A 17,485-nucleotide genomic window follows, 5' to 3' on the forward strand; every position below is an offset into this window, starting at 1 on the left:
CGGGGCCACCGTGACGGGGATGTCCGAATCTAAACGATCCGGGCAGCGCGCCGCGACGACGGCACGCTCACATGCGTGCACGCCGCCGGCAGGATCAGCACTCGATGACGTTCACCGCCAGGCCGCCGCGGCTGGTTTCCTTGTACTTGTCCTGCATGTCGCGGCCGGTGTCGCGCATGGTCTTGATGACCTTGTCGAGCGAGACCTTGTGCTTGCCGTCGCCGCGCATCGCCATGCGCGAGGCGTTGATCGCCTTCACCGCGCCCATCGCGTTGCGCTCGATGCAGGGGATCTGCACCAGCCCGCCGATCGGGTCGCAGGTCAGGCCGAGGTTGTGTTCCATGCCGATCTCAGCGGCGTTCTCCACCTGGCCGGGATTGCCGCCGAGCGCGGCGACCAGGCCGGCGGCGGCCATCGAGCAGGCCACGCCGACCTCGCCCTGGCAGCCGACTTCGGCACCGGAGATCGAGGCGTTTTCCTTGTAGAGGATGCCGATGGCGGCGGCGGTCAGCAGGAAGTCGAACACGCGCTGCTCGCTGGCGCCGGGGCAGAAGCGGTCGAAGTAGTGCAGCACCGAAGGGATGATGCCGGCCGCGCCATTGGTCGGTGCGGTGACCACGCGTCCGCCGGCGGCGTTTTCCTCGTTGACGGCGAGTGCGTACAGGTTGACCCAGTCGAGCGTGGTCAGCGGGTCGCGCATCGCCGCTTCTGGCTTGGACGACAGTTCGCGGTACAGCGCCGGCGCGCGGCGCGTCACGTGCAGTCCGCCAGGCAAGGTGCCTTCCTCGCGGATGCCGCGCGCCACGCAGCTCTGCATCGCGTCCCAGAGTTCGCGCAGGCCAGCGCGGATCTCGTCCTCGCTGCGCCAGCACTTCTCGTTTTCGAACATCAGCGTGGCGATGCTGAGGCCGCTGCGTGCACACTGCGCCAGCAGTTCGTCACCGCTGTTGAACGGATACGGCAGCGGGGTGGCGTCGGGCACGATGCGGTCGTCCGCCGCGTCGTCGGCATTGACCACGAAGCCGCCGCCGACCGAGTAGTAGTCGCGCGTGGCGATCACTTCCTCATCGGCGCCGTAAGCGGTGAAGCGCATGCCGTTGGTGTGGTACGGCAGCTTCTGGCGCTTGTTCATCAGCAGGTCGCGCTTCTCCTCGAAGGCGATCTCGTGCGTCCCCATCAACTGGATGCGCTTGTCGGTGCGGATGCGCTGCAGCGTCGCCGGGATGATGTCCGGATCGATCAGGTTGGGGCGGTGGCCTTCCAGGCCAAGCAGGATCGCCTTGTCGGTGCCGTGGCCGCGCCCGGTCAGGGCCAGTGAGCCGAACACCTCGGAGCGCACGCGCACCACGTCCTGCAGGCGGCCGGGGTCGAGCAGCCAGCGATGGATGAAACGTTCGGCCGCGCGCATCGGGCCCACGGTATGGGAGGAACTCGGACCGATGCCGATCTTGAACAGGTCGAACGTACTGACAGCCATGCTTGCCGAAGGGTGAGGAGGCGAATCGGACTATTCTACGGGCCCGCCGTTACCGACACGGCCTGCATTGCAGCATCCGACGCCCGCACGATGTCACTGACCCTGTATCAACGCGACGACTGCCATCTGTGCGACATCGCCATCACGGTGCTGGCGCAGGCCCGTGCCGGCGATTTCGCCAGCGTATTCATTGATGACGACGCGGCGCTGGAAGCGCGCTACGGCACGCGCGTGCCGGTGCTGGCCGACATGAACGGACGGGAACTGGACTGGCCATTCGATGCGACGCGGTTGCGAAGCTGGCTCGACTCCACCGTGAGCGGATGAGCCCGCGCGATCTGCCGATCAATGCCGGTTGCCCGGCACGTCGAGCAATCGCGTGATGTGGGCCTTGGCGAAGTGGATGAAGGCTGCGGTGCGTTCGGCATCAGGTTGCAGGTCGCCCGCGACGATGCCGCGATAGCCATCGCGGGCCTCGCGCAGGAGGGGCTGGTGCTCGCCGGGCAGGCGTTCCAGCAGCCAGTCGGCTGCGCTGTCCTTGGGGGCGATCTGTCCCGTCGAAGCGCTGTACCAGATGCGGGCGAGCGCGAGCATGATGTGTGGTTCTTCGCCTTGCCAGTCCTCGGCGGAATTCCATTGCGCCACGGTGTCGGCCAGGGCGTGGAAGAAATCACGCTCCGGTACGGGCTCGAACAGGGCAGGCGCCGGCGGGCCGAACAGGGCAAGGCTGTGCTGTCTCGCCTTCGTCAGCAGGATCGCGAGGTCGTGATCGACCATCGGCGGCTCGAACGTGCCCGCCAGCAGGTCCTGCCTGAGCCATTCGCCGAACTGCAGTTCGCGCCGGGCCGGGTAGCGCCAGGGCACCACTTCGGCGCGCGCGAGGACGGTTACTTCCAGGGGGCGCCATGTGGCATCGCCAGGCGGCGCCGAGACGGACAGCAGATCGAGCAGCAGCGCCCGGCGCAGGGATTCATCGGGTGCGCTGCTGGTGGTGACCAGCAGGTCGATGTCGCTTTGCGGCTTGAGGCCGCCATCCATTGCCGAGCCGAACAGGTGGATGGCCTGCAGGGTGGCGCCCAGATGGCGTTCGATCGTGGCGCATGCGCGAGTGGTCTGCTGGGCGATTTCGTCGGGCAGATGTTGGTGCATTCCGGTGTGTGTGCAGATGATGAGCGCCGGATTCTGGTGCATGCAGCAGGCAAAAAAAACGGCGGACCCGACGAGTGGTCCGCCGCCGGAGGGGCCGGCAACGCCGGCCAATGGCGATTATTTCGCCTTGAGAATCACTTTGGTGCTGATCGCGGTTTCGTTCGGGATGGTCTTGGTATCGGCCCAGTCGCCGCTGCCGACACCGAAGTCCAGGCGCTTGACCGTGGCCTTGCCGGCCAGCACCGGCTGCGCGCCGGGTGTCCAGGTGAAGGTCAGCGTCACCGGCTTGCTGACGCCGTGCAGTTCCAGCGTGCCGTCGGCGGCGTACTGGTTGCCGCCGAGCGCGCGGAATTTCTCGGCGCGGTAATGGGCGGTGGCGAACTTGGCGACGTTGAAGAAGTCCGGGCCCTGCAGGGTCGAGTCGCGATCGTTGTTGCCACTCTTGGCGCCGGCCAGCGGGATGGTGACGTCGAGCTTGCTGGCGTCGAGATTGGCCGGATCGAAGCTGACCTGGGTATCGAAACCGGGAAAGCTGCCGGTGAACACTTCACCGTCGTACTTGCTGGCGAAGGCCAGCACCGAGCCCGGCGCCTGCACGTAGTCGGTGGCGAAGGCCGGGGCCGCGGCGAGCATCGCGGCCAGCGAGGCGGCCACGGCGGCCGGAGTGGGAAAGCGGGACGACATGGCGGAAATCCTCATTGCTTGGGGGAGAGCCAGCCCTGCGGCAGCATGCGCGCCAGGGTGGCGTCACGCTGGACCAGGTGATGGTAGAAGGCGGCGCCGGCATGCGCGAGCACCACGGCGATCAGCAGCCAGAAGCCCCATTCATGCGCGAAGTGCGAGAGCGCGCGCAGTTGCTCGTCGGGCGGGCTGAGCTTGGGCATCTCGAACAGGCCGAACCAGCGGAATGGGCGCAGGCCGCTGGCCGAGTCGTACAGCCAGCCCGACAGCGGGATCGCGAAGATCAGCGCATACAGCAGCCAATGGGTGATGGAAGCGATGCGCTCCTGCCAGGTCGGCGTGCCCGGCACGGGTTCCGGCGCGCCGGCGTACAGGCGCCAGCCCAGGCGCGCGACCACCAGTGCCAGCACGGTGATGCCCAGCGACTTGTGCGCGGTATAGACCCAGAAGTATTTCGGCGTCTTCGGCAGCTCGCCCATGGTCAGGCCGACGATGCCGAGCAGCAGGATCAGCAGGGCGATCAGCCAGTGCAGCAGTTGGCTCACGCTGCCCCAGCGCTGGGCGGTGTTCTTCAAGGTCATGACGTGGCTTCCGGATGGGGTGGCGTGTCGTCGGTGGGAGGATCGGTCTCGGTGTCGGCCTTGCCCTGGCGGATGGCCTCGGCCTCGATGCGCAGCTCGACGCTGTCGCCGATCATCGATTTCCAGGCGTCGATGCCGAACTCGGCGCGGCTGAGGGTGGCGGTGGCGGAGAAGCCGGCGGTGCGGCGGAACGGCGGCAGCGGATGGCGCTTGAGCGCATTCAGGGTCACCTCCAGGGTGACCTCGCGGGTGACGCCGTGCAGGGTCAGGTTGCCGACAACCCGGGCATGCTCCGGGCCCTGCGGCTCGATCCGGGTGGAGACGAAGTGGGCCTCGGGGAAGCGTTCGCCATCGAGCAGGCTGCGCGCCAGCGTGGCCTGGTTCCATTTGGGATCGCCCAGGTCGACGCGGGCGATCGGCACGTTGACCTCCAGATGCGCGCCGGTCCAGTCGTCCGGGTCGAACACCAGCGTGCCGGTGCTGCCGGAGACGGTACCCAGTGCCTTGGAGAAGCCGGCGTGGTCGATCGCGAACAGCACCCGGGTGTGGACCGGGTCGAGTTCGTAGCGGGCCGGGGCCGCGCTGGCCGCGAATGCGGCGAGGGCGAGGGCCGGGGCCAGCAGCAGGCGGAGGCAGGGGTGCGTCATGGGCCGGATTCTAGGCATATCCTCGTGAGGGCCGCGCGGCTTGCGCCCGCAACGATCCGTTGCGAGCATCCGGGATGGACGTGGCGAAAGGAAGCCCATGCGTGTGCTGAGAATCCTGCTGGCAGTGGCGCTACTGCTGCACCTGCCGGCCCTGTGGGCGGCGGTGCCGCAGATGCCGCGCTTCCGCGTGATCGATGCGGCCTCGGGGCTGCCGTCCAGTTCGATCACCGCGATGGCGCAGGATCGCGCCGGTTATCTGTGGCTGGCCACCGGCGACGGCCTGGCGCGCTACGACGGCACCGCCTTCCGGGTCTGGCGCCACGATCCGGCCGATCCGCACTCGCTGGCCGGCAACTCGCTGCAGGTGCTGTATATCGATGCGCAGGACCGGGTCTGGGTCAGCTCGGAGAGTGCCGGCATCAGCGTGCTCGACGCTGCCCGCACCGGGTTTCAGCGCTTCAACCGCGCCAATCGGCCGCAGATGAGCAACGACGATGTGTTCGTGCTCACCGGACGTGGCCGGGAAATCTGGTTCGGCAACTATGGCGGTGACCTGCATCGTCTCGATGCCGAGGGCCGCGTCACCCGCTTCGATCTGACCCGGATCGACGACCCGCTGCCGCGCAGCCACGTGGTGGCGCTGGCGACGGATGGCGCTGGCGAGGTCTGGGCGGGTACGCCGGACGGGCTGGTCCGGTTCGACGGCGAGCGCCTGCATCGCGAACGGCTGCCCGATCCCAAGGCCGGCGTGTATGCGCTGGCCTGGACCGGCGGGCTGCTGTGGGCCGGCAGTTCCAGCGGTGTCTACCAGCGCGGCGCGGACGGGCAATGGCGGACGCCGCCGTGGTCGCCCATGTTCGCCACCGGCAACGTGCTGTGGTCGGTGGTCGATGCGGGCGACGGCGAGTTCTGGCTGGGCACCGAGAAGGGCCTGTGGCGCACCCGTGGCGCGCTGCCGCCAGTGCCGGTGCCCGTGCCGGACGGCGATACCCAACTGATGGCCGGGCGCAATGTGCAGGCGCTGGTGCGCGGCGGCCATGGTGGATTGTGGGTGCCGATCCACGGTCGCGGCGTGGCCTACCTGCGCGAGGACTGGAAGCGCACCGCAGTGTTCCGTCCGCCGCATGACCTCGGCGACGGCATCTATTGCAGCCTGATGCCGGCGGCGCGTTCGGGCGGGTTGTGGCAGATCGACCGCGAGGGCCGGCTGTTGCGCTTCGACACCGGTACCGGCGATGCCACGCTGACCGGCTGGCAGCGCGATGAACTGCGGTCGATGCAGATCACCTCCGCGCTGGAGGATCGCCGTGGCCGGCTGTGGCTGGGCAACCTCGACAGTGGCCTGGCGCGGATCGATCTGCGTACCGGCAGGTTCAAGCAATGGCCGCCCGGCGCGCCCGATCCGAGCCCGGAGTACGGCGCGCCGGACTGGCTGGTCGAGGCGGCCGACGGCAGCATCTGGTTGTCCGCGCTGGGCGTGCTGCAGCATCGCGATGGCGACAGCGGCAAGGTGCTGGACCAGATCGCCAGCGAACACGGGCCGACCGAGAGCGACATCGAGCAGCTCGGTATCGGGCCGGAGGGTGCGATGTGGGTGGTGGGCGGCGGTGGCGTGGCGGCGTGGCAGGCGCAGGCGCGTCGGTTCGAGCCGGTGTCCGAGCTGCAGGGCGCGCGCGTCTACGGTTTTGCCTACAACGATCCACAGCATGTCTGGCTGCACCGCCTGGGCGGATTGGAACGCTGGCGCCGCGACGGCGCGCATTGGGTGCGCGAGACGGTGATCGGTGCGGAGCAGGGCCTGCCGACGGTCGAGTCGATGGGCATGCAGTTGGATGCGGCCGGCCGGGTGTGGCTGGCGACCCGGCGCGGGCTATGGCGGATCGATGCGACGCAGGCCACGCCGCAACTGCGCAATTTCGGCCTGCGCGATGGGCTCACCAGCCAGGAGTTCATCGACGGCTGCCTGCTGATGGCGCGCGACGGCGTGCTGGTCGGCGGTACCGCCGATGGCTACGTGACGCTGCTGGACACGATGATGCCGGACGCGGCGCCGTTCACCCCGGAAATGATGCTGGAAAGCACCAGCGTGCTGCGCGATGGGCGGCGCGTGGCGCTGGACGGTGGCGGTTTCGCACTGCGCGCGGACGATCGCCAGTTGCAGGTCGGCACACGCCTGCTTTCATTCGGCGACCCGGCCGCCAATCGCTACCGTTCCTGGCTGCATGGCCTGGATACGGGCTGGGTCGAGCAGGACACGATCGGTCTGCGCGAGTTCTCCGCGTTGCCGTCCGGCGACTATGCGCTGGACCTGCAGGGAATCGACCCGATGGGCAACGCCTCGGCGGTGCGCACGCTGCGTTTTTCGGTGGCACCGCCGTGGTGGCGCAGCGAATGGGGACTGGCGCTGCTGGTGGTGTTGATCGCGCTGCTGGCCGGGGCGCTGGCCGCGTTGTACCAGCGCCGGGTGCGGGCGCGCAGCGAGCGGCAACTGGAACAGCACAAGCGCGAGCTGGCCGAGCACGCCTCGCAGGCCAAGAGCCGGTTCCTGGCTACGCTCGGCCATGAGGTGCGCACGCCGATGACCGGCGTGCTCGGCATGACCGAACTGCTGCTGGCCACGCCGCTGGACACGCGCCAGCACGGTTACGCGGCTTCGATCCAGTCGGCCGGCAAGCACCTGCTGCGGCTGGTCAACGATGCACTGGATCTGGCGCGGATCGAGGCCGGTCGATTGCCGCTGGAGACACGCAACTTCGACTTGCAGGAACTGCTCGCCCAGGTCTGCGGGCTGGTGCGACCGATGGCCGAGACCAAGGGCTTGCGCTTCGAGTTCCTCAGCGGTCCGGACCTGCCGCGCGCGCTGCATGGCGACAGCAACCGCGTGCAGCAGATCCTGCTCAACCTGCTGGTCAACGCGATCAAGTTCACCGAGCGCGGCGAGGTCTCGCTGCAGGTGGCGCGGCCGCCCGGGGGTGGAATCGGTAGCGGCATCTGGTTCGAAATCAGCGATACCGGCCCCGGCATCGGCGACGAACAGCGCGAGCGGCTGTTCCGGCGCTTCGAGCAGGGCGATGGTGCGCGCACCGCCGCGCGTTACGGCGGCAGCGGATTGGGCCTGGCGATCTGCCGCGAGTTGGCGATCGCGATGGGCGGACGCATCGAGGTCGACAGTGCGCTTGGGCAGGGCACGCGATTCCAGCTGGAACTGCCGCTGCGCTGGTCGACCGCCGTCGCATCGGCGCCGATCGGGGCGGGGCCGCGCTCGCCGGCACGGCCATTGCGGCTGCTGCTGGTGGAAGACGATCCGACCGTGGCCGAGGTGATCGTCGGCCTGCTGCGCGCACGCGGGCACGAGGTCGTGCACGCCGCGCATGGCCTGGCGGCGTTGACCGAGGTGAGTTCGGGCGAGTTCGACGCCGGCTTCTGTGACCTCGACCTGCCGGGGCTGGACGGCCTGGCGCTGGTGCGCCAACTGCGTGCGATGGGGCATGCATTTCCGCTGGTGGCGATCACCGCGCGCTCGGACGCCGAGGCCGAGCCGGAGGCGCTGGAGGCGGGCTTCGACGGTTTCCTGCGCAAGCCGCTGACCGGCGATCTGCTGGAAGAGGCGTTGGCCGGCATACTGGACAATCAGGATCCGCCGGGGGCGGAGCGTTACCGTCATGAGTAAGCGCGATGAGCGCTGGAACGCGACAAGGCGTCGGCAGAAAACGATCATGCGTGGACCGGAGGGAGGCGAGTGCCAACCATTACTTGCCGATGGCCTTTCCGCCGTCCCCGCGAAGGCGGGGACCCAGCGGCGTGAGCCTTTGCCGTGGCAAGGCACTGGGTCCCCGCCTTTGCGGGGACGACGATCGGTTTTGACGGGACAACGGATACAGGACGCCAATCGGATGCACGGATGATTCGACACCACAGGGGGAGGCGGCGGCCGATGAAGACCGCCTTGGGATACCTGCTGATCACGCTGCTCGCATGCCTGGCCTGCGACGCGTCGGCGTACGGCGTGGAGACGCCGCGCATGCGCCGACTCGGTGTGGCCGAGGGATTGCCGTCGCGGATGGTGTTGGCGCTGGCGCAGGATCGTCAGGGCTATCTGTGGGTAGCGACCGACGATGGTCTGGCGCGCTACGACGGGCTGAAGTTCCAGGTCTGGCGGCATGTGCCGGACGATCCGGCATCGCTGCCGGCCAACAGCGTGGAGACGTTGCTGGTCGATCCGCGCGATCGGGTCTGGGTCGGCACCAACGGCGGTGGCCTGGGCATGCTCGAAGCGGGGCGCGATGCGGTGCGGCGCTTCCCCGAACTGGACCAGCAGTGTCATTCGCAGTTGTGGGCGTTGGCTTACACCGAACAATCGCTGTGGGTCGGCACCAGCGAGGCCGGGCTGTGCCGTCGTGACGAGCAGGGAAACATCACGCTCTATCGCGCCAAGCCTGGCGACCCGGGTGCGCTGCCGAGCGACACCATCTACAGCATGGTCACCGACGCACGCGGCCGGCTCTGGATCGGCACCGCCAGCGGACTGGTGCGAATGGAGCAGGGCCGCTTCACCCGGATCGCGACCAGGCAATTGGGCGAACGCGCGATCCTCAAGGTCGGCGTGGAGGCCGATGGCACGGTCTGGGCCGGCAGCGGCAGCGGTCTGTTCCGGATTTCGAACGACGACGTGGCCACGCTTGCGTCGTGGCCGCAGAGCGGCGAGCTGCGTGCAGGCACGGTCGTGCACGATCGCAATGGCGGTTACTGGATCGGCGCGGCCGACGGTTTGTTCCGCGACGGCGATGGCGAACTGCGTTTGCTGGCCGGTAATCGTGGCAGCGGTTTTCTGACCGCCAACAGCGGCGCGCTCGATGTGCTGCAGGATCATGAGGGCGGTCTGTGGTTCGGCCTGATCAATCAGGGGCTGGCTTACCTGCCGCCGGGCTGGCAGCGTTTTTCCACCTTTTTGGAGGCCGATGGGCAGTCGCTGGAAAGCCTGTTCGTGGTCAACGCGGCCGCACAGGGGCGCGACTTCCTGGTGGCGACGTCGCAGGGCGTGTATCGCCTGCAGGCCGACGGCGGCATCCGCCGTATCGCGGGACTGGATGTGCTCGGCAAGGGCACCGTACGTTCGGTGCTGGCGATGCCGGACGGACGGTTGTGGCTGGGCCGGTCGGGCCGGCTCACGCTGTACGATCCGGGCAGCGGCCGTCATCAGGATCTTCAGACCGGTTTCGGCGGCGAGACGGGGGGATTGATCGACCTGTTGCGCGCCGCGCCCGATGGCAGCGTGTGGATGTCGGTGTCCGGCGGCGGCGTGCAGCGCCGCGCGGCGGATGGACGCGTGCTGGACAGCATCGCTTTCGACGATGGTCGCGGCTTGCCTGAAGGCTTTATCGAGCAGATGCGCTATGGGCCCGACGGTCGCTTGTGGGTGGCCAGTGGAGGTGCATTGCGAGGCTGGACCGGCAACCGCTTCGAGCCGGTGCCAGGGTTGGCGGAAGGATTGGTCTACGACTTCGCCTTCGTTGCGCCGGATACGCTGTGGGTGGCGCGTGCAGGCGCGATCGAACGCTACCGCTGGGATGGCCGCACGCTGGCGCGCCAGCAGCGGATCGACGCGGCGCAGGGCGTGCCCGCCACCGAGATCGGTGGACTGGTGGTCGGTGGCGATGGTTCGGTCTGGGCGACCACCCCGCGCGGCATCGTGCAATACCTGCCGGGGCAGGCGCGGGTACGCACTTACACTGCGGCCGACGGCCTGCCCGATGCCGAGTTCTCGATCCGTCCGCCGGTCGTCAACGATGCCGGGCAGGTGCTGGCATGGACCGCGAGCGGGCTGGTGCAGTTCGATCCGGGGCGCAGGTTTCCGACGCTGCCGGCCTCGCCGTTGGTGATCGAATCGGTGGACGTGCGTCGCGGCGATGCCGAGCGTCCCGAAACGCTGGCGCCGACCGCCGTGCCGATGCTGGGGGCCAACGACCGCGACCTGCGCATCACCGCGCGGCTGTTGTCGTACGTCAATCCGCAGCGCACCCGTTACCGCTTCCGGGTTGAAGGTTACGACCAGAACTGGGTGGAGCAGGACTATCTCGGCGAGCGTGTGTTGTCGCGGCTGTCGGCCGGGCACTATCGGATCGACGTGCAGGCGCGTGGTGTCGAGGGCGGCTGGACGCCGGCGCGGATGCTGTCGGTGGATGTACGACCGCCGTGGTGGCGCAGCTGGCCGGCGCTGATCGCGTTGGCACTGTCGCTGCTGCTGCTGGGGTGGTGGATGCTGCGGGCATCGCGCCGGCGTCTGCATGCGCGTCAGGAGTGGGCGCTGTCGCTGCAGCGCCAGGAACTGGCCGAGAAGGCGTCGCAGGCCAAGACCCGGTTCCTGGCCACGCTCGGTCACGAAGTGCGCACGCCGATGACCGGTGTGCTCGGCATGAGCGAACTGCTGCTCGACACGCCGCTGGCGCCGCGTCAGCGCGCCCACGTCGAATCGATCCGGCTGGCCGGCCTGCACCTGCTGCGGCTGGTCAACGATGCGCTCGATCTGGCGCGGATCGAGGCCGGCAAACTGGAACTGGAGCACAAGCCGTTCGCGCTGCGGCGGGTGCTGGAGGAACTGGCCGATTTCATGGAGCCGATCGCGCAATCGCGCGGGCTGGCGTTCGAGCGCGATCTCGACGTGCCGGCCGATCTGGTGGTCGAAGGCGACGCCACGCGGTTGCGTCAGGTGCTGATGAACCTGCTCGGCAACGCGATCAAGTTCACCGAGCACGGCCGGGTCGGGCTGGCGGCATCGCGGGTCGAGGGCAGCGGCGTGCTGCGCTTCTCGGTCAGCGACACCGGGCCGGGCATCAATGCCGAGCAGCAGGCGCGGATCTTCCAGCGCTTCGAACAGGGCGAGGGCGCACGCACCGCCTCGCGCTACGGTGGCAGCGGGCTGGGACTGGCGATCTGCCAGGAGCTGGCGGTGGCGATGCAGGGCGGCATCGTGATCGACAGCCAGCTCGGTCGTGGCACCTGTTTCACCGTCGAACTGCCGCTGCCGTGGCGGCTCGACGCGGCGGCGCTGCAGGCCATGCCGAGCGGCGTGGGCGTGGCCGGTGCTCCACAGCGGGTGCTGCTGGTGGAGGACGACGCCACCGTCGCCGAGGTCATCACCGGCCTGCTCGCCGCGCGCGGTCATGGCGTGACCCATGCGGCGCACGGTCTGGCGGCGCTGACCGAGACCGTGCAGGCGGGATTCGACGTCGGCCTGCTCGATCTGGATCTGCCGGGGCTGGACGGTTTCGCCCTGGCCGCGCAGTTGCGTGCGCTCGGCCATGATTTCCCGCTGGTCGCGGTCACCGCGCGTTCGGACACCGAGGCCGAGCAGCAGGCGCAGGCGGCCGGTTTCGACGCCTTCGTGCGCAAGCCGGTCACCGCCGAGATGCTGCTGGTTGCGATTGCCGCCGCGCATGATCAGCATGCACGGCGGCGCAGCCGCGCCGAACTCGACGATGCCTTGCAGGCGCAGCAACTGGTGGCCGGGAATTGAGCATGTCTTGGATGTCCCGAACCGCCCGCGCGCTGCTGGCCTACCCCCTGGAATCGCTGTTGTCACCAACCCGGCGCGGATGGCGCTGGCTGGGGCTGGCATGGCTGCTGCTCGCACCGGTCGCAGGCTGGGCGACGACCACGCTGCCGGCGACCCCGCAGCCGCGCCAGCTCACCGTCGCCGACGGCTTGCCGTCCAACGCGGTCAACGATTTCGACGAGGACGCGTTCGGCTACCTGTGGCTGGCTACCGACGACGGCCTGGCGCGCTACGACGGGCGCAATTACCGGATCTGGCGCATCGAAGAGGGCCTGCGCGACAACAAGATCTGGTCGGTGCACGTGGACGCGCGCAACCGGCTCTGGATCGGGACCGAGAACGCCGGCCTGGTGATGCTGGATGCCGAGCGCCGGCGCTTCCATTTCTACGATCGCCGTGGCTACCCGTTGATGCTCGGCGGCGCGGTCTGGAGCATCGCCTCCACGCCGGATGGCAGCGTCTGGTTCGGCACCTCCACCAGCGGCCTGTACCGGCTGTCGCCGGATGGGACGATGCAGCGTTTCCTGCCCGAGAAAGGCAATCCGCGCAGCGTGTCATCGGCGTCGGTCAATCTGCTGGCCAGCGCGCCGGATGGCACATTGTGGGTGGGCACCAAGAACGGCGTCGCACGCTGGAATGGCCGTGATTTCGAACGCGTCGAACTGCCGTCCACGCTCAGCGGGATCATCAACGGACTCACCGTCGAGGACGACGGCAGCCTGTGGATCGCCGATTCCAACGGCGTGTTGCTGCTGCGCCGGCCGGATGGCGCGCTGGTCGAGCAGCCATGGACCCATGTGCGCTCCGGCGCGGTGCTGAACACGTTGCTGCGCGACCGCAGTGGAGCGTACTGGCTGGATACGATGGACGGCCTCGGTCGTGCCGTCGATGGTGGCCCGCCGCGCAACGTGCCGCTGTACAGCGCTTCGGCGCATGGGCTGGTCAAGCCGAACTGGTCCAGTGCCTACCAGGATCGCGAGGGCGGGCTGTGGTTCGCCAGCCCCAACACCGGGTTGTGGCATCTGCCGCCGAGCTGGCAGCAGTTCGCGGTGCTGTCCAGCCTTCACGACGATCCGACCACGATGGCCAACCCGTACGTGTTGGCTGCGGCCAAGTCAGCCGATGGCAGCTTCTGGCTGGCGGGTACACGCGGCGTGCTGGACAGGCTCGATCCGGCCACCGGTATGGTCGAGCATCACCTGAATCCGATCGACGGCGTGCGCTGGCCGAGCGCGCTCCTGGAGGACAGCAACGGCCGGGTCTGGATCGGCCTGTACACCGGATTGATCCGCTATGACCCACATGACCGCAGCGTGCGTCGCTGGGATCCCGGCGCGGCAGTCGATCCGGCTCCTGCCACGCAGCCGGAGCTGATGCGGCAGATCGGCGATGACCAGTTGTGGCTGTTTTCGAACACCAGTGGTTTCCAGGTGCGCGACCTGGACGGGCGAGTGTTGCGTGAGTTGCCGCTGGGCAGCCATGGTCTGGGGCAGGGGCTCACCGTCAATGACATGCGCAACGGCCCTGACGGAGCCTTGTGGCTGGGCACCTCGCGCGGCCTGCTGGCCTGGAACAAGGCGCAGGACCAGTTCGTGCCGGTGCCGGGTTCGCCGCACACGCCGGTGTACGCCTTCCGTGTCACCGATACCGGGATCGGCTGGCTGGCCGGACTGGGGCGGTTGCAGCAGTACCTGTGGCGGGACGGGGGATTGCAACTGCTGGACAGCATCGGCACCGCGCAGGAGTTTCCGGTGCTGGCGCCGGGCAGCCTGGTGGTCGATGCCAATGGCGTGGCCTGGCTGTCGAGCATGCGCGGGCTGATCCGGGTCGATCCGGCCAACCGCGCGATCCGTGTCTACGGCGTGCATGACGGCCTGCCCAACCAGCAGTTCCGCGCACACACCCTGCTGCAGTCGACGAAGGGCCAGATCATGGGCGCCACGCCCGATGGCGTGGTGCTGTTCGACCCGGGACGCGTGCGGCCTTCGACCCAGCAACCGCCGTTGATGATCGAGCGGGTCGGGCTGCGTCGCGGCGAGCAGGCGCTGGATGTGACCCACGTGCAGCCGCTGGTGATCCAGGACGGCGATCGCGATCTGCACATCGTCGCGCGCATGCTGTCCTTCGCCGATTCGGACTCCACCAGTTACCGCTTCCGCCTTGGTGGCTACGACCCGGACTGGATCGACGTCGGTCCCGGTGGCGAGCGCCTGTTCTCACGTCTGCCGGCCGGCAACTACACGCTGGAAGTGCAGGGGCGCACCGCCGACAGCATCTGGTCGAAAGTGGAAGTGCTGCGCTTCCGCGTACTGCCGCCGTGGTGGCGCAGCCCGTGGGGCCTGACGTTGCTGACGCTGCTGTGCGTGGCCGCGGTGGTGCTGCTGGTCGCCCTGTACCGGCGCCGGCTGCAACGCCTGCACACGCTGCAACTGGCGATCCACAAGCAGGAACTGGCCGAGCAGGCCTCGCTGGCCAAGACCCGTTTCCTGGCCACGCTTGGCCACGAAGTGCGCACGCCGATGACCGGCGTGCTCGGCATGAGCGAGCTGCTGCTCAACACCCAGCTCGATACGCGGCAACGTGGCTACACCGACTCGATCCGCCGCGCCGGCGAACATCTGCTGCGGCTGGTCAACGACGCGCTGGATCTGGCCAGGATCGAATCCGGGCGCCTGGAACTGGAGCTGCAGCCGTTCTCGGCACGGCAGCTGGTGGACGAAGTGCGCGGATTGATGGAGCCGCTGGCGCGCAATCGCGGGCTGAGTTTCAACATGGAGATCGGCCTGATTGGCGATGTCACCGCCAACGGCGATGTCACCCGGGTGCGGCAGATCCTGCTCAATCTGATCGGCAACGCGGTCAAATTCACCGAGCGCGGGCTGGTGGTGCTCAAGCTCACCACGTTGGGGACGCACAAGGGCCTGCGTTTCGAAGTGGCCGACACCGGCCCGGGTATCAACGCCGAACAGCGCGAGCGGCTGTTCCAGCGCTTCGAGCAGGGCGAGAGCGCGCGTACCAACTCGCGTTATGGCGGCAGCGGGCTCGGACTGGCGATCTGCCAGGAGCTGGCGATGGCGATGGGCGGTCATATCGAAGTCGTCAGCCGGCTCGGCGCCGGCACCCGCTTCATCGTCGACCTGCCGCTGCGCTGGGTACCCGCAGATGCAACGGCGACCGATGCGACGACGCGTCCGCTGGCGTCGGTGGCGCCGCGACGCATCCTGCTGGTGGAGGACGACAGCACCGTCGCCGAGGTCATCGCCGGCCTGCTGCGCGCCCAGGGTCATACCATCGTGCATGCGCCACATGGACTGGCCGCATTGACCGAAACCACCGAGCACGATTTCGACCTGGCCCTGCTCGATCTCGACCTGCCGGGTCTGGACGGCCTCGCACTGGCGCGCCAGCTACGCCTGTTCGGCCATGCGATGCCGCTGATCGCCGTGACCGCACGCTCGGACGAACAAGCCGAGCCCGCCGCACGCGAAGCCGGCTTCGACGCGTTCCTGCGCAAGCCGGTGACGGGTGAGATGTTGGCCGAGGTGATTGTTGGAGTTACGAGAGCAGGGATTGGCGACTAGGCGAGCCTTTCGGATCCCGAATCCCGAATCCCGAATCCCAGCCTCATTCCGCCACTTCCTCCACCGTGTGCGGGTGCGGTCGGGTGTCGGCGAGCTGCCAGAAGATCAGCGTCGATGTCAGTGTGATCGCGCCGACGCAGACGAAGGTGGCATGCAGTGCGGCGGTGGCATCGGCGCTTGATCCGAGGTGGCTGCTGAAGGCGGCCAGCAGGCTGCCGGCGGCGGCCGCGCCGAAGCCGGTCGCCAGCATCATCACCATCGACAACAGGCTGTTGCCGGGGCTGGCGAGGCTGCGATCCATGTCGCGCAGCGTCACGGTGTTCATCACGGTGAACTGCAGCGAATTGACCGCACCGAACACCGCCAGCTGCAACAGCCGCCAGGCCAGGTGCTGGCCCGGCACCACCAGCACGAAGCTGGCCATCATCAGTCCGACCAGCACGGTGTTGACCATCAGCACGCGCCGGTAGCCGAAGCGGCTGACCAGTTTCACTGCGCCGCGCTTGGAGACCATGCCGGCCAGCGCCACCGGCACCAACATCAGTCCGGCGTTCATCGGGCTCATGCCCAGGCCGACCTGCAGCAGCAGCGGAATCAGCAACGGCATCGCGCCACTGCCGATGCGCGAGAACAGGTTGCCGAGGATGCCGATCCGGTAGCTGGCGACCTTGAACAGCGCCAGCGGGAACAGCGGTGCCGACGAACTGGCCGCATGCAGCCAATAACCCACCAGCGCGGCCAGCCCGCCGATCGCCAGCAGCATCACGAACGCATGGCGCAGGCCCAGCTCGGAGATGCCGTCCAGCGCCAGCGACAGCGCCACCATGCCGATCGCCAGCATCAGGTAGCCAGGCAGGTCGAAACGCTGGCGCTCCTCGCCGTAGTGGTCGGGCATCACCTTCAGTGCTGCGATGAAGCCGATCACGCCGATCGGCAGGTTGATCAGGAACACCCAGTGCCAGGATGCGATCTCGACCAGCCAGCCGCCCAGCGTCGGCCCGATCAACGGCCCGATCAGCGCCGGCAGCGCGATGAAGCTCATCGCACGCAGGAAGTCCTCGCGCGCGACCGAGCGCAGCACTGCCAGGCGCCCGACCGGCAGCAGCATCGCGCCGCCAATGCCTTGCACCACGCGCGCGGCCACCAGCCATGGCAAGGTCGGCGACAGCGCGCACAGCAGCGAGCCGAGGGTAAACACGATGATCGCGGCCAGGAATGTGCGACGGGTGCCGAAGCGGTCGGCGATCCAGCCCGAGGCGGGGATGAACATCGCCACCGCCAGTGCGTAGGAGAACACCACCGACTGCATCTGCAACGGGCTCTCGTGCAGGCTGTGCGCCATCGCGGGCAGTGCAGTGTTGACGATGGTGCTGTCCAGCATCTGCATGAAGATCGCCAGCGAGACCAGCCACAGCAGTGGCTTGATGGCGGCGTAGTCGGGCTGGAGCGGCACCGGTTGGTTCATCGGAGTGGATCTTGGGCGGGGAGTTGCGATTATCCGGCACGGTGTGTGCAGATAATGCGGAGGGGGCTCCGATTGCGGCGGCGACACCATTTCGTAGGAGCGGCTTCAGCCGCGATGAGGCTTTACCGGGGTCTTGCCCGATGCTGTTGCAGAGCAACTGCAACTGCAACTGCAACTGCAAAGGCTTTCGCTCCTTCGGAGCGAGTCACCTTTCTTTGCTTGTGCAAAGAAAGGTAACCCAAAGAAAGCACACCCCGCCTACGCGCCCTTCGCTACGCTACGGGTTCGCGGAGCCAGCGGGATTTTCTGACGCGGCATCCATGCCGCGGCAGAAAACGACGTGCATCCATGC

At 68.2% G+C, this 17,485-nt stretch carries 10 protein-coding genes; 4 read left to right on the plus strand and 6 right to left on the minus strand.

The features are described from left to right. Window positions 1-94 precede the first annotated feature (94 nt). On the minus strand, window positions 95-1,477 hold the full coding sequence (locus AC3WJE_RS15280) for an L-serine ammonia-lyase (protein WP_493731674.1): 1,383 nt from the start codon (window positions 1,475-1,477) through the stop codon (window positions 95-97). Window positions 1,478-1,567: 90 nt separating this feature from the next. On the opposite strand from AC3WJE_RS15280, the gene AC3WJE_RS15285 reads away from it, so the two are divergent. Beyond that, entirely contained in the window at window positions 1,568-1,804 is a 237-nt protein-coding gene (locus AC3WJE_RS15285) for a glutaredoxin family protein (protein ID WP_493731675.1), read from the plus strand. Window positions 1,805-1,822: 18 nt separating this feature from the next. Here AC3WJE_RS15285 and AC3WJE_RS15290 read toward each other — a convergent pair whose 3' ends face one another. The 4 genes from AC3WJE_RS15290 to AC3WJE_RS15305 all read right to left on the minus strand — a co-directional run bounded on the left by AC3WJE_RS15290 (window position 1,823) and on the right by AC3WJE_RS15305 (window position 4,535). Continuing rightward, a complete protein-coding gene (locus tag AC3WJE_RS15290) occupies window positions 1,823-2,626 on the minus strand; it encodes an AadA family aminoglycoside 3''-O-nucleotidyltransferase (RefSeq protein WP_493731684.1) in 804 nt (267 codons plus the stop codon). A 117-nt stretch (window positions 2,627-2,743) separates the two neighbouring features. Continuing rightward, window positions 2,744-3,310, minus strand: coding sequence for a YceI family protein (locus AC3WJE_RS15295; protein ID WP_493731676.1), 567 nt, complete (start codon window positions 3,308-3,310; stop codon window positions 2,744-2,746). 11 nt (window positions 3,311-3,321) lie between these two features. Then, window positions 3,322-3,888 carry a cytochrome b gene (locus AC3WJE_RS15300; protein WP_493731677.1) on the minus strand — a complete coding sequence of 189 codons (567 nt, stop codon included), beginning with the start codon at window positions 3,886-3,888 and terminating at the stop codon, window positions 3,322-3,324. Further along, window positions 3,885-4,535, minus strand: coding sequence for a YceI family protein (locus AC3WJE_RS15305; protein ID WP_493731678.1), 651 nt, complete (start codon window positions 4,533-4,535; stop codon window positions 3,885-3,887). The genes AC3WJE_RS15300 and AC3WJE_RS15305 overlap by 4 nt, the downstream gene beginning before the upstream one ends. 97 nt (window positions 4,536-4,632) lie before the next feature. Between AC3WJE_RS15305 and AC3WJE_RS15310 the strand changes: the two genes are divergently transcribed. The 3 genes from AC3WJE_RS15310 to AC3WJE_RS15320 all read left to right on the plus strand — a co-directional run bounded on the left by AC3WJE_RS15310 (window position 4,633) and on the right by AC3WJE_RS15320 (window position 15,668). Then, window positions 4,633-8,205, plus strand: coding sequence for a hybrid sensor histidine kinase/response regulator (locus AC3WJE_RS15310; RefSeq protein WP_493731679.1), 3,573 nt, complete (start codon window positions 4,633-4,635; stop codon window positions 8,203-8,205). A gap of 264 nt (window positions 8,206-8,469) precedes the next feature. Continuing rightward, window positions 8,470-12,048 carry an ATP-binding protein gene (locus AC3WJE_RS15315; RefSeq protein WP_493731680.1) on the plus strand — a complete coding sequence of 1,193 codons (3,579 nt, stop codon included), beginning with the start codon at window positions 8,470-8,472 and terminating at the stop codon, window positions 12,046-12,048. Between the two features lie 11 nt (window positions 12,049-12,059). After that, window positions 12,060-15,668 (plus strand): sensor histidine kinase, encoded by a 3,609-nt coding sequence (locus AC3WJE_RS15320; protein ID WP_493731681.1) that lies wholly within the window; start codon window positions 12,060-12,062, stop codon window positions 15,666-15,668. Between the two features lie 43 nt (window positions 15,669-15,711). On the opposite strand, the gene mdtD is transcribed toward AC3WJE_RS15320, so the two are convergent. Further along, entirely contained in the window at window positions 15,712-17,133 is a 1,422-nt protein-coding gene (mdtD, locus tag AC3WJE_RS15325) for a multidrug transporter subunit MdtD (RefSeq protein WP_493731682.1), read from the minus strand. Window positions 17,134-17,485 lie beyond the last annotated feature (352 nt).

Source organism: Pseudomonas sp. GW821-FHT07E12, from assembly GCF_058986605.1.